Here is a 21705-nt window from a genome sequence, read left to right as displayed (position 1 = left end):
CCGGGACAGGGTGGGCTCGGTCAGGAAAGGCCGAGCTCTCGTTCCAGGAAGTCGACGACCTCGTCGACGGAGGCGTCCGCCAGGTCGCCGTCCGCGGCGTCCCCCGGCCCGGAGGTGGCCGCCGAGAACGTCGACAGCAGCTCCTCCAGTCGCAGCATGATCGTCAGGTGGCCGCCGCCGTTCCCGTCGACCGCCAGCAGGCTCGCCTCCAGGCGGTCCAGCTCCGCGAGCACGGCGGCCGCGGACAGCCCGGCGGCCGCCCGCGGAGCCAGCAGCTGCCGCAGGTGTGCCGCGAGCGCGGTCGTCGTGGGGTGGTCGAAGACGGCGGTCGCGGACAGCCGCACCTCGGCCGCCGCGTTGAGCCGGTTGCGCAGCTCGACCGCGGTGAGCGAGTCGAAACCGATGTCCGTGAACGGTTTTGCCGTCTCCAGCGCCGTCACGTCGCTGTGGCCGAGGACGGCCGCGGCGTGCACGCGCACGAGGTCGACCAGCAGGGCGTCCTGCTCGGTCGCCGTCAGCGCGGCGAGTCGTTCCGCCAGTGAGGACGACTGGGCCGCCTCGGTGACCCGCCGGGGCGTGGCACGTCCCAGGTCGTGCCAGACCTGGTTGATCTCGTTGTGCCTGGCGTGCTTGCGCAGTGCGCCGCGGTCGAGCTTCACCAGGACGGCGACGGGCTCGTCCGCGTTCAGCGCCTCGTCGAACAGGGCCATGCCCTCGGCCGTGGCCAGTGCCCCGAAGCCCTCCTGGCGCATCACGTCCAGGTCGGCGCGGGACAGGCCGGCGCCCATGCCGTCCTCCCACAGGCCCCACGCGTGGGCCTGCCCGACGTGGCCGCTGCCGCGGCGGTGCTCGGCGACGGCGTTGAGGAAGGCGTTGGCCGCCGCGTAGTTGGCCTGCCCCTCCGTGCCGGTGATGCCGGTGATCGAGGAGAACACCACGAACCGCGCCAGGTCGAGGTGCCCGGTCAGCTCGTGCAGGTGCCAGACGGCGTCCACCTTCGGGCGCAGCACCGCGTCCAGTCGTGCGGGCGTGAGCGAGCCGAGCAGCCCGTCGTCGAGCACACCGGCGGTGTGCAGGACGGCGGTCAGCGGCCGATCCGCCGGAATGCCGTCCAGCACACCGGCCAGCGCGTCGCGGTCGGCGGCGTCGCAGGCGGCGATGGTCACGGTGGCCCCGAGCCCGGTCAGTTCGGCGCGGAGCCGCTCCGCTCCCGGCGCGTCCGCTCCACGCCGGCCGGTCAGCAGGAGGTGGCGAACACCGTGCTCGGCGACGAGATGACGTGCCACCGCGCTACCGAGCGCACCGGTGCCACCGGTGACGAGGACCGTTCCCTCCTGGTCGATCGGCCTGGGCAGGGTGAGCACCACCTTGCCGACGTGCTTGGCCTGGCTGATGAACCGGAACGCCTCCTGCGCCTGGAAGACGTTCCAGCTCTTGGTGGGCAGCGGCACGAGCGCTCCGCGTGCGAACAGCCCGTCCAGCTCCGCCCAGATCTCCGCGATCCGGTCCGGTCCGGCGTCGATCAGGTCGAACGCCCGGTAGGTGACGTTCCGGTGCCGTGCGCTGACCTCGGCGGCGTCGCGGACGTCCGTCTTGCCCATCTCCACGAAGTGGCCACCGGGGGTGACCAGGCGCAGCGACGCGTCCACGAACTCGCCGGACAGCGCGTTGAGCACGACGTCGACACCGCGGCCCACGGTCGCCGCGTGGAAGATGTCCTCGAAGTCGAGGTCACGCGACGACGCGATGTGCGGGTCGTCCAGCCCGGCCGCGCGCAGGACGTCCCACTTGCCGGTGCTCGCGGTGCCGAACACCTCCGCGCCGAGGTACTGCGCGAGCTGGGTCGCCGCCATGCCGACCCCGCCCGCGGCGGCGTGGACCAGGACGGACTGGCCCTTTTCGAGGCGGCCGAGGTCGCACAGGCCGTAGTACGCCGTCAGGAACACCAGTGGCACGGCCGCGGCCTGGTCGAACGTCCAGCCCCGCGGCATCCGGGTGACCAGCCGGCGGTCGGCGTCGGCGACCGGGCCGATCCCGCCGATGACCAGGCCCATCACCCGGTCGCCCGGACGCAGGTCGGTCACCTCGGAACCGACCTCCAGCACCACGCCGGCGGCCTCGTTGCCGATCGTCCCGGCGTCACCGGGGTACATGTCGAGCACGGTCAGCACGTCGCGGAAGTTCAGCCCGGCGGCACGGACGCCGATGCGCACGTCACCGGGCGCGATCGGCTCCAGCACAGCGGGGTTGGGCGTCAGGACCAGGTGGTCGAGCGTGCCCTTGCCCGCCATGCCCAGCCGCCACGCGGCGGCTCCCGGCGGGGGCGACAGCCGTTCCTTGGCCGCGGACACGATCCGCGGCGCGAAGGCCTGCTCGCCGCGCACCGCGACCTGGTGCTCCGCCGACCCGATCAGCCGGCCCAGCAGCTCGGGCCCGATCGCGGTGCCGGGTTCGGCGTCGACGAGCTGGAAGCGGCCGGGGTACTCCTGCTGCGCGGTGCGGACGAGGCCCCAGACGACCGCGGTCGCCGGATCGTCCACTGTGGACTCGACGGCGACGACGCCCTCGGTGACCACGACGAGCTTCGAGCTCACGAAGCGGTCGTCCGCCACCCAGCGCTGGATGACGTCGAGCGTGCGGTGGGACAGCCCGCGCGCCGACTCGGGTACCGCCACGCCGTGGTCGCGGGGCAGGCGGAGGACGACGTGCGCGGGAGCCTGGCCGCCGACGGCCTCGTACTCCGTCCACTCGACGGCGTCGCCGAGCACCGCCGGCACCCACTCCACGCGCAACGACCAGTCGCTCTGCCGCTGCGGCCGCAGCCCGTCGGCGGAGATCTCCTTCAGCACCAGGGACGCCACGGTCAGCACGGGCTCGCCGGAGTTGTCCGCCACCCGGATCGACCAGCTGCCGTCGTCCTCCTCGTGCAGCTTGACCCGCAGCGCACCGGCACCGGAGGCGTGCAGGGCGACGCCGTTCCACACGAAGGGCAGCGACAGCGCAGTGTCCTCCGCCAGGCCGATCGCGTGCAGCGAGGCGTCCAGCAGAGCCGGGTGCAGCCCGTAGTCGGGGTGGCTGGTGTCCTCCGCGACCGTGACCTCGGCGAAGACGTCGTCACCCCGCCGCCACGCCGCGGTCAGCCCCTGGAACGCGGGGCCGTAGGAGAGCCCGGTGCGGGCGAGCTCCTCGTACCGCCCGTCGACCGCCACCGGTTCTGCTCCGGCCGGCGGCCACTCCCGCAGGTCGAAGTCCGGCACGGGTGCGCCGGGGACCAGGGAGCCCGTGGCGTGCCGCGTCCACGGGTCTCCGGTGAGCGAGCCCGCCGGGCGCGAGTGCACGCCGATCGAGCGACGACCGTCGGAGGCAGCGGGACCGACCTGCACCCGGAGGTCCACCGCGCCCGACTCCGGCAGCACCAGCGGGGTCTGGAGGGTGAGCTCCTCGACCGTGCCGCAGCGCACCTCGTCCGCGGCGCGCACGGCCAGCTCGACCAGGCACGCGCCGGGGACGATCACCTGGTCCAGCACGACGTGGTCGGTCAGCCAGCCGTGGCCCGACCGGGACAGGCTTCCGGTGAGGAGGAACCCGTCACCTTCCGCGAACTCGACCGCCGCGCCGAGCAGCGGGTGCTCGGCCGAGGCGAGCCCGAGCCCGGCCGTGCCGGCCTTCGTGCGTGGCGCCTCCAGCCAGTACCTGCCGTGCTGGAAGGCGTACGTCGGCAACGGCACCCGCCGGGCGCCGGGGAACATCGCGGCCCAGTCGACGGGCACGCCGTGCACGTGCAACCGCGCGAGCGCCGTGGTGAACGACTCGACCTCATCGTCCTTCTTGCGCAGCAACGGGATGAAGACGCTGCCTTCACCCGCGCCCTCCGCGCCCAGACCGGACAACGAGCTGTCCGGCCCCAGCTCGACGAACCGCATGACCCCGCGTTCCGCGCACACGGCCACCGCGTCCGCGAACCGCACGGTCTGCCGCACGTGCCGGACCCAGTACTCCGGCGACGTCACCTCACCGGCCTGCACGAGCGCCCCGGTCACCGTGGACACCATCGGGAGCACCGGCTCGCGGTACTCGATCGACTCCGCGACCGCGCGGAACCCGTCGAGCATCGGGTCCATCAGCACGGAGTGGAACGCGTGCGACACCGACAACCGCGTGCACTTCCGGCCGCGCGCGGTCAGTTCCGCCGCCGCCGCGAGGACCGGACCCTCCGCACCGGACAGGACCACCGAACCGGCACCGTTGACCGCGGCCAGCGACACGTGGCCGGACAGGAACTCCCCGACCTCCGCCTCGCCGGCCCGCACCGCCACCATCACGCCACCCGGCGGCAACGCCTCCATCAACCGGCCGCGCGCCACCACCAGCCGGGCCGCGTCAGCCAGCGACAGCACACCGGCCACGTGCGCCGCCGCGATCTCGCCGATCGAGTGCCCCACCAGCAGATCCGGCCGGACACCCCACGACTCGACCAGGCGGAACAACGCCACCTCGACCGCGAACAGCGCCGGTTGCGCCGTCCCGGTCCGGTTCACCGCTTCCGCGTCAGCGCCGAACACGACCTCGCGCACACCGGGCAGCAACCCGCACACCTCGTCGAAGGCGGCCGCGAAGACCGGGAACGCGTCGTACAGCCCGCGTCCCATCCCGACCCGCTGCGAACCCTGACCGGCGAACAGGAACGCCACCGGTCCACTGAGGACAGATCCCTCCACCACCGCGGTACCGGCACCGCCGCCGGCCAGGACGTCCAGCGCTGCCATCAGTTCCCGGCGGTCCGCTCCGGTCACGACGGCCCGCGCCTCCAGCGCGGCACGGGTCGTGGCCAATGAGAAGCCGACGTCCGCCGGGGACAGGTCCGCGTCGGCGCCGACGAAGGCGCTCAACCGCCGCGCCTGCTCCCGCACCGCCGCGGGCGTCTTGCCCGACAGCACCCAGGCTGTCCTGGAACCGGTGACCGTCGCGGCACCGCCCGTCGTGCGGACGTCCGCTTCATCCGGAGCTTCGAGGATCACGTGCGCGTTGGTCCCGGAGATGCCGAACGACGACACGGCGGCCCGCCGCGGCCGGTCCGGCGCGGGCCAGGGCACCTGCTCGGTCAGCAGCGACACCGCACCGGACTCCCAGTCGACGTGCGGCGTCGGGGTGTCCACGTGCAACGTCGCCGGCAGTGTCGCGTTCCGCATGGCCAGCACCATCTTGATCACACCGGCGGCACCGGCGGCCGCCTGGGTGTGGCCGATGTTCGACTTCACCGACCCCAGCCACAGCGGCTCCCGCCGGTCCTGGCCGTAGGTCGCGAGCAATGCCTGCGCCTCGATCGGGTCCCCCAGCCGGGTGCCCGTGCCGTGCGCCTCCACCACGTCCACATCGGACGCCGACAGACCCGCGTTGGCGAGCGCCTGCCGGATCACCCGCTGCTGCGACGGACCGTTCGGAGCGGTCAGACCGTTCGACGCGCCGTCCTGGTTCACCGCGGAGCCGCGGACCACGGCCAGCACCTCGTGGCCGTTGCGCCGTGCGTCGGACAGCCGTTCCAGCACGAGCACGCCGACGCCCTCGGACCAGCTGGTCCCGTCGGCGGCGGCGGCGAAGGACTTGCTGCGCCCGTCGGCGGCCAGGCCGCGCTGGCGGGAGAAGTCCACGAACGTCTCGGGTGTCGCCATGACCGTGACGCCGCCCGCGAGGGCCAGCGAGCACTCCCCCGAGCGCAACGCCTGCGCCGCCAGGTGCAGGGCGACGAGCGAGGACGAGCAGGCCGTGTCGACGGTGACCGCCGGTCCCTCCAGCCCCAGCGCGTAGGCCACCCGGCCGGACAGCACGCTGGCCGAGGTCCCGGTGCCGATGTAGCCCTCGACCTCCTCCGGGATCGAGGCCAGGTTGTGGGCGTAGTCGTAGTACATGACCCCGGCGAAGACACCGGTCCTGCTGCCCTTCAACGACATCGGGTCGAGGCCGGCGTTCTCCAGCGACTCCCACGCGGTCTCCAGCAGCACCCGCTGCTGCGGGTCCATCGCCAGTGCCTCGCGCGGCGAGATGCCGAAGAGCTCGGCGTCGAACGCGTCGGCGTCGTGCAGGAACCCGCCCTGGTCCGCGTAGGAGGTGCCGCGGTGGTCGGGATCGGGGTGGAACAGCGTGTCCAGGCCCCAGCCGCGGTTCGACGGGAAGCCCGAGATGGTGTCCGTGCCCGACGCGACGACGTTCCACAGGTCCTCGGGCGAGCGCACGCCTCCCGGGTAGCGGCACGCCATGCCGACGAGCGCGATCGGCTCGTCCGTCGCGGCGGAGGTGGCGACCGGCGCGGTCAGGTCGTCCTCGTCGCCGGTCAGCAGGACGTGGATGAACGCGGCGAGCGCCGCGGGCGTCGGGTGGTCGAACACCACCGTGGCCGGAAGCCGCACACCGGCGGCGGCGCTCAGGTTGTTGCGCAGCTCGATCGCGGTCAGCGAGTCGAAGCCCAGGTCGGTGAACGCCTTGTCCTGCTCGACGCGGTCCGCGGAGGCGTGCCCGAGCACACCGGCGACCTGGGAGCGCACCAGGTTGAGCAGCACCGCTTTCTGATCCGGCCCGGAGATCCCGGCCAGCAGCGAGCCCGACGCGGGTGCGGCACCGGCGGCGACACGGCGCGGCCTGGTCCTGACCAGTCGCTCCAGCAACGGCGGGAGGAGGGCGTCGCGGGCCCGTGCTTCGAGAGCGGTGAGGTCGAACCGCGCGGTGACGGCCAGCGGCAGGCCGGAGGCGAACGCCGCGTCGAACAGCGCGAGGCCCTCGTGCTCCGTCAGCGCGGGGAAGCCCTGCCGGGCCGCCCGGTCCGCTTCCGCCGGCGTCAGGCCGCCGCCCATGCCCAGCTCCCACAACCCCCACACGAGGGACTGGGCCGGGAGGCCGCTGGCGTGGCGGTGCAGCGCGAGCGCGTCGAGGAAGCTGTTGGCCGCGGCGTAGTTGCCCTGCCCGGCACCCTCGAAGAGGCCGGACGTGGACGAGTACAGGACGAACATCCGCAGGTCGAGGTGGCTCGTCAGCTCGTGCAGGTGCCAGGCACCGTCGACCTTCGGGCGGAGCACGCTCTCGACGCGTTCGTCGTCGAGCGCCGTGACGACGCCGTCGGCGAGTGCGCCCGCCGTGTGCACGACGCCGACGAGGGGGCGGTCCTGCGGGATGGCGCTGATGACGGATTCCAGGGCCGCGCGATCGGCGACGTCGCACGCGCTGATCGTGACGTGGGCACCGAGCGCGGTCAGCTCGGCGCTCAGCTCGCCGGCTCCCGGCGACTCGGCACCGCTGCGGCTGACCAGCACCAGGCTCGTGACACCGCGGGCCGACACCAGGTGCCTGGCCAGTGCGGCACCGAGTCCCCCGGTGCCGCCGGTGATCAGGACGGTCCCCCCGGCCGGGAGGACCTGCTCGTCGCCGTCCGCCGCGGTGGCACGCACGACGCGGGGCACGAGCAGGACGCCTTCCCGCACGGCCACCTGCGCCTCACCGCACCCGGCGGCGGCACCGACGTACTCCTCGGGACCGTCGAGCAGGACGAACCGCCCCGGGTGCTCGGCCTGCGCCGCACGCACCAGGCCGCACACCGCCGAGGCGGCGACGCCGGTCACGTCCGGCCCGGCCGCTCCACGGGTCACCACGACGAGACGGGAGTCCGCGTACCGGGCGTCGGCGAGGAAGTCCTGGATGGCCGCGAGAACGGTGCGGGTGGCTTCACGCACGCCCGCCGGGCCGTCGTTCTCCGGCGAGACGACCAGGGCGAGCACACCGGGGGCGGCGTCGGCCGTGCCGTAGGTCGTCCACGCCGGTGAGCTCCCGGACGGTCCGGGCACCCAGTCCACTGTGTACAGATTGGCGGAGGCACCGTTCTGCGCGGCCGGCGCCCGGGACACCAGCGAGTCGACCGTGAAAACGGGTGCGCCCGCCGGGTCGACGGCGTGCAGGGCGACCTCGTCGGCGCTCTTGACCGTGATCTTGACGCGGAGCGAGGTCGCGCCGGTCGCGTGCACCGACACGCCGGACCAGGAGAACGGCAACCGGGCGCGGCCGTCGTCGTCACCGGCTCCGCCGAACGCGATCGCGTGCAGGGAGGCGTCCAGCAGCGCGGGGTGGACGGCGAAGTCCGCCGTCGCCGCGATCCCGGTCTGTTCCGGCAGGGTGACCTCGGCGAACACGTCGTCACCCGCCACCCACGCGCCGCGCAGGCCGCGGAAGACGGGGCCGTAGGCCAGGCCGGTGGCGGCCAGGTCGGCGTAGACGCCGTCGAGCGGAACCTCGCGCGCCCCGGCGGGTGGCCACGACGTCGAGGACCACGGGTGCGGTGTCTGCGCCCGCACGGCCAGGGTGCCGGAGGCGTGCAGGACCCACTCGCCGGACTCGGAGAGCCTGGAGTGCACGCTGATCGCGGACCGTCCGGCGGGGTCGACGGGGGTCGCCCGCAGTTGCAACCGCGCGGAGTCGGCCTCGGCGAGCACCAGGGGTGCGTGCAGGGTCAGCTCCTCGACCGCCGCGCAGCCCACCTCCTCGGCGGCTCGCACCGCGAGGTCGAGCAGCACGGCGCCCGGCACGACGACGCGGCCGAACACGACGTGGTCGGCCAGCCACGGGTGCGTCGCGAGCGACAGCCGTCCGGTGAGCACGTGGCCCTCTCCGCCGGCCAGTGCGACCGTCGCGCCCAGCACCGGGTGGTCACCGGGCTCCAGGCCCAGCGTGGCCGCGTCCTGCACGGCTGATCCGGACAGCCAGAAGTGCTCGCGCTGGAAGGCGTACGTGGGCAGTTCGACGGTGGTCGCGTCGGCCGGGAACACCGCGGGCCAGTCGACCCCGGCGCCCCGCGCGTGGGCGTGACCCAGCGCGCTGAGCGCCTCGACCCGTTCCGGGCGGTCACGGCGCAGCACGGGCCGGAACAGCACACCGTCCTCGTCCGCGAGGCAGTCGGCGGCCATCGCGGAGAGCACACCGTCGGGGCCCAGCTCCAGGCACGTCGTGACGCCGGCCGACTCGATGACCCGCACCGCGTCGTGGAACCGCACGGCCTCGCTGACGTGTGCGACCCAGTAGTCCGGAGTGGACAGTTCGGCCGGCGTCACGAGACGGCCCGTGACCGTGGAGACGAACGGGATGGCCGGAGCGGAGAACGAGAGGAACTCCAGCAGCTGGCGGAACTCGTGCAGCATCGGCAGCATCAGCGGCGAGTGGAAGGCGTGGCTGACGTTGAGGCGCTTGGCCTTGCCGCCCTGGCCCTCCCACCGGTCGGCGAGCCGGAGGACGACGTCCTCGGCGCCGGAGAGCACGACGGAGCGCGGCCCGTTGACCGCCGCGATGCCCGCGGTGTGCTCATGCCCGCTCAGCAAGCTCAGCGCTTCGTCCTCGGTCGCGCGCAACGACACCATCGCGCCGCGCACCTCCAGTTCCTGCATCAGCCGCCCGCGCGCGGCCACCAGGGTCGCCGCGTCCTCCAGGGAGAAGACGCCCGCCACGTGGGCCGCGGCGATCTCCCCGATGGAGTGGCCGCTGACGTAGTCGGGGGTGAGGCCCCACGACTCGAACATCCGGTACAGCGCGACCTCGATGGCGAACAACGCGGGCTGGGCGTAGGAGGTCTGGTCGATCAGGGCCGCGTCCTCGCTGCCCTCCTCGGCGAACAGCACGTCCAGCAACGGGGTGTCGAGCTGGATGTCGAGGTAGCCGCACGCGTCGTCCAGCGCACGGGCGAACACCTCGTCGCACCCGTACAGCTCCTGTCCCATCGCGCGGCGCTGGGAGCCCTGGCCCGCGAACAGGAAGGCGAGGCCGCCGGTGCCCGCGACGTCGCGCAGAGCCGGGGTGGTCGTGCCGATCACGGCGTCAAGTCCCGCGAGCAGCTCGTCACGGCCGCGGCCGACGACGACGGCGCGGTGGTCGAGGGCGGCGCGGGTGGTGGCGAGGGACAGTCCGATGTCGGCCGGGCTGAGCGCCGGGTCGGCGGCGACGAAGGCCTTCAGCCGTTCGGCCTGGGCGCGCAGGGCGTCCCGCGTCTTGCCGGACAGCACCCAGGGAACGGCGATGTCCTCGGCGTCCTGGGCGGCACGGCTCGGCGCGCGCTCCACCGCCGGGGGTTCCTCGATGATCACGTGGGCGTTGGTGCCGGAGATGCCGAAGGAGGAGATGCCGGCACGACGCGGGCGGCCGGTGACCGGCCACGGCTGTGCTTCAGCGAGCAATGAGACGTTGCCCGCCGACCAGTCCACGTGCGGCGTCGGCCGGGTGAGGTGCAACGAGCGCGGCAGCGTTCCGTGCCGCATCGCCATGATCATCTTGATCACACCGGCGGCACCGGCGGCCGCCTGGGCGTGGCCGATGTTCGACTTGATCGAACCGACCCACAACGGTGTGTCCACCGCGCGGTCGCGGCCGTAGGTGGCGAGGATCGCCCGCGCCTCGATCGGGTCTCCCAGGCGGGTGCCGGTGCCGTGCGCCTCGACGGCGTCGACGTCGGCGGCGCCGAGCCCGGCGTTGGCCAGCGCCTGGTGGATGACGCGCTGCTGCGCGAGACCGTTCGGTGCGGTCAGGCCGTTCGAGGCGCCGTCCTGGTTGATGGCCGACGCGCGCACGACCGCGAGCACGGGATGGCCGTTGCGCCGGGCGTCGGAAAGCCGTTCCAGCGCCAGGACTCCGACGCCCTCGCCCCAGCCGGTGCCGTCGGCCGACTCGTCGAACGACTTGCACCGCCCGTCGGGTGCGAGCCCGCGCTGGCGGGAGAAGGCGACGAACGTGCCGGGGCCGGCCATGACCGCCACGCCACCGGCCAGCGCGAGGTCGCACTCACCGGACCGCAGCGAGTGCGCGGCGAGGTGCAGTGCGACGAGGGAACCCGAGCAGGCCGTGTCCACGCTCAGGGCAGGACCTTCGAGCCCGAGGACGTACGCGATGCGGCCGGACACCACGCTCGGCGTGTTGCCGGTCAGCAGATGTCCTTCCAGCCCTTCGGGAGCGTCCGCCAGCCGCGGGCCGTACTCCTGCGGTTCCACGCCGATGAACACGCCGGAACGGCTGCCGCGCAACGAGGTCGGGTCCACGCCCGCCCGTTCCAGCGCCTCCCAGGAGACCTCCAGCACCAGGCGCTGCTGGGGGTCCATGGCGGTCGCCTCGCGCGGCGAGATCCCGAAGAACTCGGCGTCGAACTCGCCCGCCGCGTCGAGGAACCCGCCGTGCCGGCTGTAGGTCTTGCCCGCCTTGCCCGCGTCCGGGTCGTAGATCCCCTCGACGTCCCAGTCGCGGTCGGCCGGGAACCCGGTCACGGCGTCGACGCCCTCGTCGACCAGGCGCCACAACCGTTCCGGCGAGTCGGCCAGCCCCGGGAACCGGCAGCCGATGCCCACGACCACCACGTCGTCGTCGTGCTCGATGGGCCGGAACGCCGACACGGCCCCGGCCTCGTGGTCACCGGCCGCTCCCAGGCGCGTGGCCAGTGCCAGCGGGTTCGGGTGGTCGTAGACGATGGTCACGGGCAGTTCGAGGCCGGTGGCCGCGACGAGCCGCGCGTGCAGCTCGACCGACGCCAGCGAGTCGAACCCCAGGTCGAGGAACGACCGGGTGCCGCTGCCCACCGCCGGTGCGCCGGGCACCATGTCGGCGAGGACCTCCGCGGTCACCCGCATGACGAGATCGCGCAGTGCGTGTGCCGCCTCGCCCGAGTTTCCCGCGGGCAGCTCGTTTCCCCGGTCCACCACCTCGCCGGTGGCAGGACGGAGGTCATCGAACTCGCTCAAGTGCGCACTCCCCAACTACTCCGTGGGACGTCAGTGATGGCGAACAACAGTGCAAGGCGATCCCGTCGAAACACATCGGGACGCAGAACTGCGGTAACGTAATCACAGCTCGGCCACCCGCGGGATGTGCAGATTCCACTCGCCGACCACCGGGCAAGAACTTCCCCTCAGCGCGGTGCACGCGCCCTGGTTACCACCACCGGGATTACTCGGCGATGACCGGTGTGCGGAAACGCTCCATTACTCCCCGCGCTCGCCGGAACATAGGCTCCATTCCTATTTCCCCCAGCCGCGAAATGCAGTTTTCCGTTGCCGCGGCACAGGTCGAGACGAGGTAGACCCACATGTGCATGGAGGCGCCGCCGTGACCCGCACAGCAGTCGTGTTCCCGGGAATGGGTCCGTCGAAGTTCAGCGATGTCGGCCGGTTCATGACGGTCAGCCCGTTCGCCCGGCGGAGGCTGGCCGAGGCGGACGCCGCGCTCGGGCGTTCGCTGCTCGACGACCTGCGCTCCGGTCCCGACGAGTACAGCGCGGCACAGCAGATCGCGTTCCTGGTCAACTCCGTCGCGATGGCCGACTGGATGGAGAGGACGCTCGGCCTGCGCCCGGAGCTGTGCGTGGGGTCCAGCTTCGGCGAGCGCGCCGCGGTCGCCTACTCGGGCGCGATGCCGTTCGCGGAGGTCGTCCGGCTCACCGCCGAGCTGGCGCGGTGCGAGCTCGACTACTTCGAGCGGGAACACCGCGACCTGGTCAGCCAGCTCGTCGTCCGCACGCCTCAGGAACAGCTGGACGACGTCCTCACCACCATGGCGCGGGCCGGCGAGTGGCACGAGGTCTCCGGGTACTTCGACCACGGCGTCCACCTCGTCACGATGCACGAGGAGCACCTCGCGGCGTTCAAGCAGAGGATCAGCGAGCGCGGCGGCTACTCCCTCACCACGATGCGCCCGGCGGCCCACGCCCCTGTTCTGGCGCCGTTGCGCGCCCGGATGCGGGAAGAGGTCTTCGCGCGGTTCTCGTTCACCGCGACGGCGATTCCGATCATCTCGGACCAGAACGGCGCGCTGGTCGGCGAAGGAGCCGACGTCGGCGCGCTGCTGGACGCGTCCACCGTCACCCCGGTGCACTGGGGGCACATCCACGACCGGCTGGTGAACGAGCGAATCACGAAGATCTGCGTGGCGGGCCCGGACTTCCTGATCCACCGGCTGGAACTGCTGAGGAAGAACTTCGAGGTGGTGACGGCCGCCCCGAAGGACGCCCTGAAATCCCGCCGACCGGCCGGATAGGCCTCGACCGCGGATCGGGCCGGATCACGACACGTTCACCGAACCGGGCCCACCACCCGCTGACCGCAGTTCCGTCACACCGCTGAGATCCGACGAATCATCGAGGTTTCAAAATGGGATTCACGTCGATTATCACAGATGACGAGCCGGCACCGACAACGGGTTTGTCCCCGGATTTCCCCTTCGTCTACGGCGACTGGCTGAACCACCGGGCGGGACTCGGTGCCGTCCCGGCCGAGCGGCACGGCACCGAGGTCGCCGTCATCGGCGGTGGGATCTCGGGCGTGGTCACCGCCTACGAGCTCATGAAGCTGGGGCTGCGCCCGGTCGTGTACGAGATCGAGCAGCTCGGCGGCCGGATGCGCACCGTCGGGTTCGAGGGACACCCGGAACCGAGGGCGGAACTGGGTTCGATGCGCTTCTCGCCCTCGGCCACGCTCTTCCACTACGTGAACAAGCTGGGCCTCAAAGCCGTGGCGTTCCCCAACCCGCTCGCCGACGCCACTCCCAGCACCGTGATCAACCTGCGCGGTGAGACGCACTGGGCACGCGGTCCCGAGGACCTCCCCCTGACGTTCCAGCAGGTCTCCGACGCGTGGTCCAAGGCGTTGCACGAGAAGGCCGACCTGCCGGTCATGATGGGGGCGATGGAGCGCCGCGACATCTCCGTGATCAAGGCCCTGTGGAACCGCACGGTCCGCGAGCTGGAGAACCAGTCGTTCTACGGTTTCCTGACCTCCACGGCGGCGTTCTCGTCCTTCGAGCAACGGGAGATCTTCGGCCAGGTGGGCTTCGGCTGCGGCGGGTGGGACACCGACTTCACCAATTCCGTGCTCGACGTCCTGCGGGTCGTCTACACCGAGGCCGGCGACAAGCAGTACCGCATCGTCGGCGGCAGCCAGCAGGTCCCGGCGGGGTTGTGGCGGCACGAACCCGACGACCTCGTGCACTGGCCCGCCGGCACCTCGCTCGCCGGGCTGCACGACGGGACACCGATGCCGGGCGTGCGCCGGATCAGCCGCTGCGGCGACGGGTACGTGGTCGAGGACGTGACCGGCGGCGTGCGCGAGTACCCGGTGGCCGTCTTCACGGCCCAGAGCTGGAACCTGTTGTCCCGCATCCAATGCGACCCCGACCTGCTGCCGTCCGACCTGTGGACCGCCGTGGAACGGACTCACTACCAGGGCTCGTCGAAGCTCTTCGTGCTGACCGACCGCCCGTTCTGGCGCGACCGCGACGAGCGGACCGGCCGGCACGTCATGGGCATGACGCTGACCGACCGGCTGCCGCGCGGCGTCTACCTGTTCGACGACGGGCCCGACGAGCCCGGCGTGATGTGCCTGTCGTACACGTGGAACGACGACTCGCTGAAGGTCGCCACCCTCACCGCCGAGGAGAGGCTGGAGGTGGTGCTGGCGTCGCTCGCCCAGATCTACCCGGACGTCGACATCCGGTCGCACATCATCGCGCCGCCGGTCGCGGTCACCTGGGAGACCGAGCCGAACTTCATGGGAGCGTTCAAGTCCAGCCTCCCGGGCCAATATCGGTATCAACGCGCGCTGTTCACCAACTTCATGCAGGACGGGTTCGAGGAGAAGCACCGCGGTTTCCTCATGGCGGGGGACGACATCTCGTGGCTCGGGGGGTTCGCGGAGAACGCCGTGGAAACCGCGTTGAACGCGGTCTGGGGCGTGGTGCGGCACCTCGGTGGCGCGACCCACCCCGACAACCCCGGGCCCGGTGATCTCTTCGACGAACTGGCGCCGGTGGTCATCTGAGACGCGTCCCGGGTCGTGGCCGCCGGCCCGGCCAGGACCCGGGACCGACTCAGTACAGCTCCGGACGTCTGTCGGTGAGGTACGGGGTCTCCTTGCGGACCTCGGCGATCAGCGACGGGTCCAGATCGGTCACCAGGAGCCCGTCCCGGGTGCCGGCGTCGATCGCGACGACCCGGCCGTCCGGTCCTGCCACCCTGGTGAGACCGCAGTACTCCAGCCGGCGTTCCCGGCCGGTCCAGTTGGTGTAGGCGATGAACAGCTGGCTCTCACAGGCGCGGGCCGGCACCAGCGTCTCGGCGACGAAGTGCCACGGGGACATCAGAGCGGTCGGCACCACCAGCAACTCGGTGCCACGCAACGCATGTGCGCGAACCAGTTCCGGGAACTCCACGTCGTAGCAGATGATCAGGCCGATGGTCAGGCCGTCGACGACGGCCTGCACCACCCCGGTGTCCCCGGCGCTGAAGCTCGACCGGTCGATGGCGCCGAACAGGTGCGTCTTGCGGTAGGTCGCCAGCCCTGTTCCATCGGCGTCGACCAGGCGCACGGAGTTGTAGACGTGCTCCCCGGCCAGCTCGGGCCAGCCGTGCACGATCGCGATCCCGGACTCGGAGGCGATCCGCGCGACCTCGCCGCACATCGGGCCGCTCTCCGGCTCGGCGAGCTCACGCAGCCGCCGGCTGCCGAGGTCGTAGCCGGACAACGACATCTCCGGCGTGACCAGCACCCGCGCGCCGGCCGCGGCGGCCTGCTCCGCGCGCACCCGCAGACGCGCGAGGGCGCCCGCCACGTCGGACGGGTGCGTCGCGGCCTGCCAACAGGCGATTCTCATTGCGAACTCCTCCTACACCACACCACCGCGGCCAGCACGGTGACAGGCGATCAGCCGACGTACGTCTCGTGGGCACCGCGGCGCGGACGCGGCGGGCGAACCGTGGTCATGAGGGGGCCGAGGACGAACCAGGCCGCACCGGTGCCCGTCATGATCGGCATGGCGACCTTCCACATCAGCCCGGTCTGCGCGGGCGTGCTGACGAAGAGGACCAACGCGGCCATGATGACCATTGAGATGAGCCACGCGAGCGCGAACCTGCCGAACTGCGCCCACTCGTACCGCACCTTGGCGCGCCCGTACCTCGGCGGCCGGACCGGTGGCGGACCGCCCGCGAAGCGGTGGTGGAAGCGCTGGTCGGTCCACCGCATGATGCTGTGCCCGAAGCCGAGGGTGAGCCCGAGGTAGATGGCGGCCGCGGCGTGCGGCCACGTCGCCTCGCCACCCGCGCGCAGGTCGAACACCGTGGCGATGAGCAGCACCACGTCCACGAGCGGTGTGCAGAGGAGCAGCGCGCCGCCGACCCTGGGACTCCGCAGCGGATAGCGCGCGACCAGCCCGGCGAGCAGGAAGAGCCAGAACCCGATCTCACATCCGATGATCAGCGCGAGGATGGCGTTCTCGCGGACGTACCCGAGGATCTCCGTCATGGCCTCGATGCTGGCAGCACGATCTATTGTTCCCTTATTGTCTTATTCTTCCGCTATTGCCGGGTGACCCGCTCCCGCCCTGGGGGAGTGCCGGCTCGCGAACCGGCACTCCCCCAGCGGTCGAGGACGGACAAGGCGGAGAACGCGGTCGCAGCGGAGCGCCGGATCGCCGTGGACCTGCCGGTCATCGACGCCCGTGGCGCACTCCTCTAGTCGTAGCCACGAACGTGCCCGTCCTCGTCGGCGAGACTCCCGTACTCCTCCAAGGAACCCTCCTCTCGTCGATGTCGGTCCCGCAGGCCGGAGCCTGCTCGGCATCGCGCGGAGCGGAGACAGCGGGCGCCACCTCCACAATGGACACCCGGCGCAACCCCGATCACGGGATTCGACTCCCCTGGACCAACAATCCGCTATCGGGCCACCAACAGCACGCGCCGTTGCCGTGGGTCAGCCGAAGTCGACGTCACTGCACAGGAAGTACTTCTGGTCCATGTGCGACGCCTTCCAGATCGTGACGACGACGTGGCGCCCGCTGTAGCCGGAGGTGTTGACCTCGGTCCGGTAGTCGAGCTGGGACGGGTACCTCCCGGTCTGCTGGACGAGGTCGAGGTTGTTCCAGCTGATCGTCGACGTGGCCGGGTCGAAGCCCTGCTTGGTCACGTAGATCCTGAGGTAGTCGGCACCGTGCCGGGCCACGTCCTGGACCTGGACGGTGAACGTGCCGCCGACCCTGGTCATCCGCCACGGCCCCGGGTTGTCCATCGGGCCGTACCGGCCCATCTCCGCACGCCCGGCGCTGCAGATCTGGCCGTTGGGAACGACGCGCTCGATGTCCTCGCCCAGGTTGTTGGCGTACAGGGCGTTCCAGTTGTACATCGCGCCGGGGCTCTGGTGCCACGCGATGTAGCACATGGGGTCCTGCTCCTGCATGCCCGGAGCGTCGGGGCCGGACCAGCGGGTGGCGCAGCCGTAGTTGCGGGTCGGCGGGTCGATGACGGTGCCGTGCGCCGAGGCGCGGGTCGGCTGGAACGTGACCAGCGAGGCGACGACGGACAGCAGGACGGCGAGGTGCAGGGCTGTCCGGCGCCGCGGCGCCGAAGGGGTGACGTGCATGGATCAGTCCTCCGTGTACTCGATGTGTGCCGTGCGAAGCGGGACGAGTGCTGTGGCGATCACCTCCCCCGCCGCGTGCCGACCGGCGGACGGGCGACCAGCCCGGACAGCGCCCACCGGCCGGGGCCGAGGACGGCGACGAGCAGGAAGGCCCAGCAGAACAACGCGGCCGGCTCGCCGCCGTTCTCGATCGGGAACAGGCCGTGGGGCTGGTGCGCGGTGAAGTAGGCGTAGGCCATGGAGCCCGAGCACACGACCGCCGCGGCACGGGTGGCCAGTCCGAGCAGCACCAGTGCGCCGCCCAGGAGCTGGATGACCGCGGCCCACCAGCCCGGCCACTGCGCGAAGCCGGGTGCCCGGCCACCGTGCGGCCCGCCGAGCACGCCGAACAGGGCGGCAGCGCCGTGACAGGCGAAGAGCAGTCCCACCACGAGCCTGAACAGGCCCAGTGCCAGTTGCCGGTGGTCGGCCGTCGGTTCCACGGTGGTTCCCTTCTGCGGTGGGTGCCGTCGCGGGACAGCGCGAACGGCTCGTGAGGAGGCGGCGGGGCCGGCCACGGTGGCGTCGCCCCGGTTGGTCCGTGACGACGCCACCGCTCTGGCGGAGCGGGGCCGCAGGCCGCCACCGGCGACCCCGCTCACCCCTGCGCGGTCCGAGTCCGGCAGGGGTTGTCCCGGGCGGTTCAGGCGGGTGTGCCGTCGGCCGTCAGGTGGCCGGGCTGTCGTGACCGAGGCGCGGTCATGAGCACCAGGCACGCGGTGATCAGCACGAGGTTCTTGACCACGAACTCGCCCTCGGCGGTGAGCAGCAACGGGTTGCCCGCCTGAAACGCCGCCTGCGGCTGGACGACCAGCACCAGGAACGTGCCGAGCAGGTGGACCAGCGCCACCCCCGCGACCCAGCGCAGCCACCGGCCGAGCCACAGCGCCGCGCCGAGCGCGATCTCCGCCGATCCCAGCGCGACCAGCAGCAGGTCGCGGTCCAGCCAGGGCACGGTGCGGGCGACCAGGTCGGCCACCGGTGTCACGTCGGCGACCTTGAGGGCGCCGAACCACACGAACACCAGGCCGAGCGAGCCGCGCAGCAGCGTCACCGCGCGGGCGATCACGGCGCACCACAGGTGGTGGTGTTCAAGGGATCGAGGCGCCACTGCCCGTCGCGCGCACACAACCGGTGCTCGCCGGTGCCCCAGGCGTTCGCCGGGTCGCCGCCCGACGACAGGCTGAGACAGGTGGTGGCGGCCCCGCGCAGCGGTGCGGCGTCCTCCGCTGTCATCGGGTGGTGCTCGTGGCGGGAGTGGTCTGGTCCGCCGGTCGCGCATCCGGCGACGACCGCGGCGGTCAGGGCAAGGGTTTTCATGCGGATCCTCCCCGAGTTGGCCGGGGTGGCGGTCCCGCGCCGTTGCGGGACCGCCACCTCACCTGGCGTCAGCTGCCCAGGCGCTGGGTGCCGTAGCGGGAGATCCGGTTGTTGCCGCGATGACGTTCGCGCTCGCGGACGGCGAGGACACGACAAAGGCCGCGGGCAATGGGAAGGCGGCGGTTCCGGTGACGGACAACGCCGTCTCAGCCGATTTCTTCATGGGTGTGCCTCCGTCAGGATCGGAAGGGAACACCGTGGCGGCGGCTTCTTCAGATTAGAGAGACGAGCTTTTTCATGTCAACGGCGACAATGGGCGCCACCCGATCAGACCAGACCATTTCCGGAATTCACCGGGGAGATTTTTCGGGCATGGTCGCACGGCGCCCCACCTGTCACCGGTGGATCGCTCGTCGATTGCGCGGAACGGGGCCGGTGGCCGCCGGCCGGGTGCACCGGCGGCCACCACGCGGGCCGGTCAGCCGGTGAGGGTCCACTTCTGGCTGTTCCAGCTACCGCAGTCCCACAGGTGCAGCCGGGCGCCGTCGGCCGTGCTCTGGCCCTCGACGTCGAGGCAGCGGCCGGACCTGAGGTTCTTCAGGGTGCCGTCCGGCTGGAAGGCCCACTTCTGGCTGTCCCAGGAACCGCAGTCCCACAGGTGGGCCTTGGTGCCGTTGGCGGTGGCACCGCCCTCGACGTCGAGGCACTTGCCGCCGGACTTCAGCTGCTGCCCGTCGAGCGACCACGTCATGGAGGGGGTGCCGGCGCAGGTCCACTGCTGGACGGCGGTGCCGTTCGCGGTGCCGCCACCGGCGCGGTCGACGCACCTGGTGGTCGCCCCGTTCACGATCCTGCCTCCGGTGACCGGGTCCGGGGTGGTGCCGCCGGGGCCCCAGGCGTTCCAGTTGTCCCAGGTGTCGGCGTCGAAGCCGAGCCGGCCGAGCTTGTCCGCGGCCCAGTTGGAGCCGGCCTTGTCGATGACCGTGCCGCCGACGGTGTAGTTCTCCAGCTTCAGGCCGCGGCTGTCCCGCGTCTCGTTGCCCAGGCTCACCTTCTGCCCGCCGCTGTTGCTGTACCGCTTGAGCAGGCTGACCTGCGAGGACGGGTCCAGCTGGCTCCAGGCGCCGATCCTGAGGTTCTTGACGTGGATGTTCTCGGTGTTCGACAGGGCGAAGACGCGGATCGCGCAGTTGGTCATGCCTTCGACGGTGATGTTCTCGAAGGTCATGTTCTTCACCGACGTGCCGGGGTCGGCCGTGGTGGTCGAGCCCATGTTCTCCCAGTGCGAGGACGAGTTGAGGACGCAGGTGTTGTACTTGACGTCCTTCCAGTACATCCGGTTGTGGATCACACTGGTGTTGCTCACCCGCACGTTGTCGATGTTGCGCGGAGTCCAGCCCCACTGGATGACCGGGCCGTTCTCGTTCTTCCAGATGACGGTGTTGTCGATCATGACGTCGCTGTGGTACATCTTCAGCACGTCGTCGTTGGCGTTGAAGAACGTGTTCTTCATGGTGCTGCCGCGGTAGAGCTCGATGCCGTCGGTCTGCCAGTACCAGGAGCCGACCTGCTTGTAGTTCTCGACGCGCATGCTGAACGTCTGCTCGTCGCCGTAGACGACGAACGAGTGGTACGGGGGCTCGTTGATGGTCACGCCCTGCAGGTCCAGGTGCTGCTGCCGGCCCTGCGCCGAGGCGAACTGCAGCATCTTCACGCAGGTGCTGTGGCAGTTGGACGCACCCGAGAGGTGGTCGTAGTTGTTGGCCGTGTCCGCCTCGTAGACGTACTGCTCACCGGAGAGCACGCCGTAGCCGGTCACCTTGTACAGGCCCTGGCTGTCGTCGGGGAAGCGGATCGCGCCCTTCACGTAGGCCCCCGGCGCCAGGTAGACCCACTTGACCTGCTTGGGCAGCAGCGCGTGGTACTTCGAGGTCATGTAGTAGGTGCCGGGCCGGAAGTACACGATCTCCTCGCTGATCGTGTTCAGGTTGGTGACCTGCCCCTGCGGCGGGTAGTAGGTGCTCCCCGAGGCCGCGGTGGGGACCAGCCGGTCCCGTTCCGCCCCGGTGGGCGCCGGTTCGGCGAAGATCATCATGGAGTTGCGCGGCTCGGTGTGGATGGCGCGGTTGCCGCTGCCCGGATCGGTGGTGAGCCGGCCGGCGTCGGTGGCCGGGCCCGACATGTCGTTGTACGCCGTGTACAGCTGCGGGTCGAACTCCACGGAGAAGCGGTGACCGGCCGCGCTGTAGGGGACCTTGATGCGGACCGTGTCGCCGTCGACGAGCTGCTTGGCGAAGTCCAGGCTGCTGGGCTTGATCTTGACCTGGTCCGCGGAGGAGATGGTCTGGCCGGTGCGCAGGGAGACGTCGACCCACACGTCGGTGGCGTACTGGAACGACGACCAGCTCATCGTCAGGTTCGCCGCCGAGGAGAACTCGGCGCCGTCCTCCTCGGAGTAGCCGACCTTGCCCTTCCCGCTGCGCGCGATGCTCATGTACGCGAACGAGTCGTACCTGGTCGCGGGTGCCGCGGCGGTGGCGACCCGGACGTCGTAGAACGCCGAGCGCCGGACCTTGTCCGCGGCCACCGGGCTGGTGGTGTTGAGCTCGTGGTTGTCGTGCCACCACGTCTTGAGCTGGTCGCTGTCGGCGGTGGAGACGGCGGCCTGGGCCGCGGGTGTCCCCGTGCTGACCCCGGCCGGCGCGACGACGCCGACCAGGGCGAGCACCAGACCGGCGGCGAGCGCCGCCGGTCGGCTCATTCTTGCTGCGGGCATGGCGAATTCCTCTTCTCATCGTTGGGAAGGGGTGCGTCGTTCTGGATTGACCGGGGACGCGGAAGCGCAGACGTCACAGAACAAGAAGAATGACGATTCCAAGGCGCGGTGAGCGCGGGAACGCTGCTATTCCAGGCTAGCCGTCGGCAGTTTTCAGGT

12 protein-coding genes are annotated in these 21705 nt (G+C 71.4%); 4 read left to right on the top strand and 8 right to left on the bottom strand.

What is annotated here, in order from left to right; genetic code table 11:
* Positions 1-20 precede the first annotated feature (20 nt).
* Positions 21-11747 (bottom strand): type I polyketide synthase, encoded by an 11727-nt coding sequence (locus ADL03_RS13920; protein WP_053733775.1) that lies wholly within the window; start codon positions 11745-11747, stop codon positions 21-23.
* Between the two features lie 364 nt (positions 11748-12111).
* Between ADL03_RS13920 and ADL03_RS13915 the strand changes: the two genes are divergently transcribed.
* Positions 12112-13038, top strand: a complete 927-nt coding sequence (locus ADL03_RS13915) for an ACP S-malonyltransferase (protein WP_197288304.1) — start codon at positions 12112-12114, stop codon at positions 13036-13038.
* 113 nt (positions 13039-13151) lie between these two features.
* The gene (locus tag ADL03_RS13910; protein ID WP_053733773.1) at positions 13152-14816 is read left to right on the top strand and encodes an NAD(P)/FAD-dependent oxidoreductase; all 1665 of its coding nucleotides are present in this window, start codon (positions 13152-13154) and stop codon (positions 14814-14816) included.
* Between the two features lie 49 nt (positions 14817-14865).
* On the opposite strand, the gene ADL03_RS13905 is transcribed toward ADL03_RS13910, so the two are convergent.
* Positions 14866-15648, bottom strand: coding sequence for a carbon-nitrogen hydrolase family protein (locus ADL03_RS13905; RefSeq protein ID WP_053733772.1), 783 nt, complete (start codon positions 15646-15648; stop codon positions 14866-14868).
* 50 nt (positions 15649-15698) lie between these two features.
* On the bottom strand, positions 15699-16298 hold the full coding sequence (locus tag ADL03_RS13900) for a hypothetical protein (protein WP_053733771.1): 600 nt from the start codon (positions 16296-16298) through the stop codon (positions 15699-15701).
* Positions 16299-16385: 87 nt separating this feature from the next.
* On the opposite strand from ADL03_RS13900, the gene ADL03_RS50195 reads away from it, so the two are divergent.
* Positions 16386-16511 (top strand): hypothetical protein, encoded by a 126-nt coding sequence (locus tag ADL03_RS50195; RefSeq protein ID WP_255353357.1) that lies wholly within the window; start codon positions 16386-16388, stop codon positions 16509-16511.
* Positions 16512-16745: 234 nt separating this feature from the next.
* On the opposite strand, the gene ADL03_RS13895 is transcribed toward ADL03_RS50195, so the two are convergent.
* The 4 genes from ADL03_RS13895 to ADL03_RS48390 form a co-directional block, all read right to left on the bottom strand.
* A complete protein-coding gene (locus ADL03_RS13895) occupies positions 16746-17411 on the bottom strand; it encodes a lytic polysaccharide monooxygenase (protein ID WP_053733770.1) in 666 nt (221 codons plus the stop codon).
* Between the two features lie 59 nt (positions 17412-17470).
* The gene (locus ADL03_RS13890; RefSeq protein ID WP_053733769.1) at positions 17471-17893 is read right to left on the bottom strand and encodes a DoxX family protein; all 423 of its coding nucleotides are present in this window, start codon (positions 17891-17893) and stop codon (positions 17471-17473) included.
* A 200-nt stretch (positions 17894-18093) separates the two neighbouring features.
* Entirely contained in the window at positions 18094-18519 is a 426-nt protein-coding gene (locus ADL03_RS13885) for a DoxX family membrane protein (protein ID WP_053733768.1), read from the bottom strand.
* Positions 18516-18770, bottom strand: coding sequence for a hypothetical protein (locus tag ADL03_RS48390; RefSeq protein WP_053733767.1), 255 nt, complete (start codon positions 18768-18770; stop codon positions 18516-18518). Before ADL03_RS48390 ends, ADL03_RS13885 begins: the two co-directional genes overlap by 4 nt.
* 119 nt (positions 18771-18889) lie before the next feature.
* Between ADL03_RS48390 and ADL03_RS49580 the strand changes: the two genes are divergently transcribed.
* Positions 18890-19051, top strand: coding sequence for a hypothetical protein (locus ADL03_RS49580; RefSeq protein WP_231641819.1), 162 nt, complete (start codon positions 18890-18892; stop codon positions 19049-19051).
* Positions 19052-19248: 197 nt separating this feature from the next.
* On the opposite strand, the gene ADL03_RS13875 is transcribed toward ADL03_RS49580, so the two are convergent.
* Positions 19249-21546, bottom strand: a complete 2298-nt coding sequence (locus ADL03_RS13875; RefSeq protein WP_197288303.1) for a family 49 glycosyl hydrolase — start codon at positions 21544-21546, stop codon at positions 19249-19251.
* Between the last annotated feature and the right edge of the window lie 159 nt (positions 21547-21705).

Source organism: Nocardia sp. NRRL S-836, assembly GCF_001279525.1.
Lineage (GTDB): Bacteria > Actinomycetota > Actinomycetes > Mycobacteriales > Pseudonocardiaceae > Lentzea.
The sequence above is the reverse complement of the archived record's forward strand: the minus strand, read 5'-3'. Positions and strand labels throughout refer to the sequence as shown.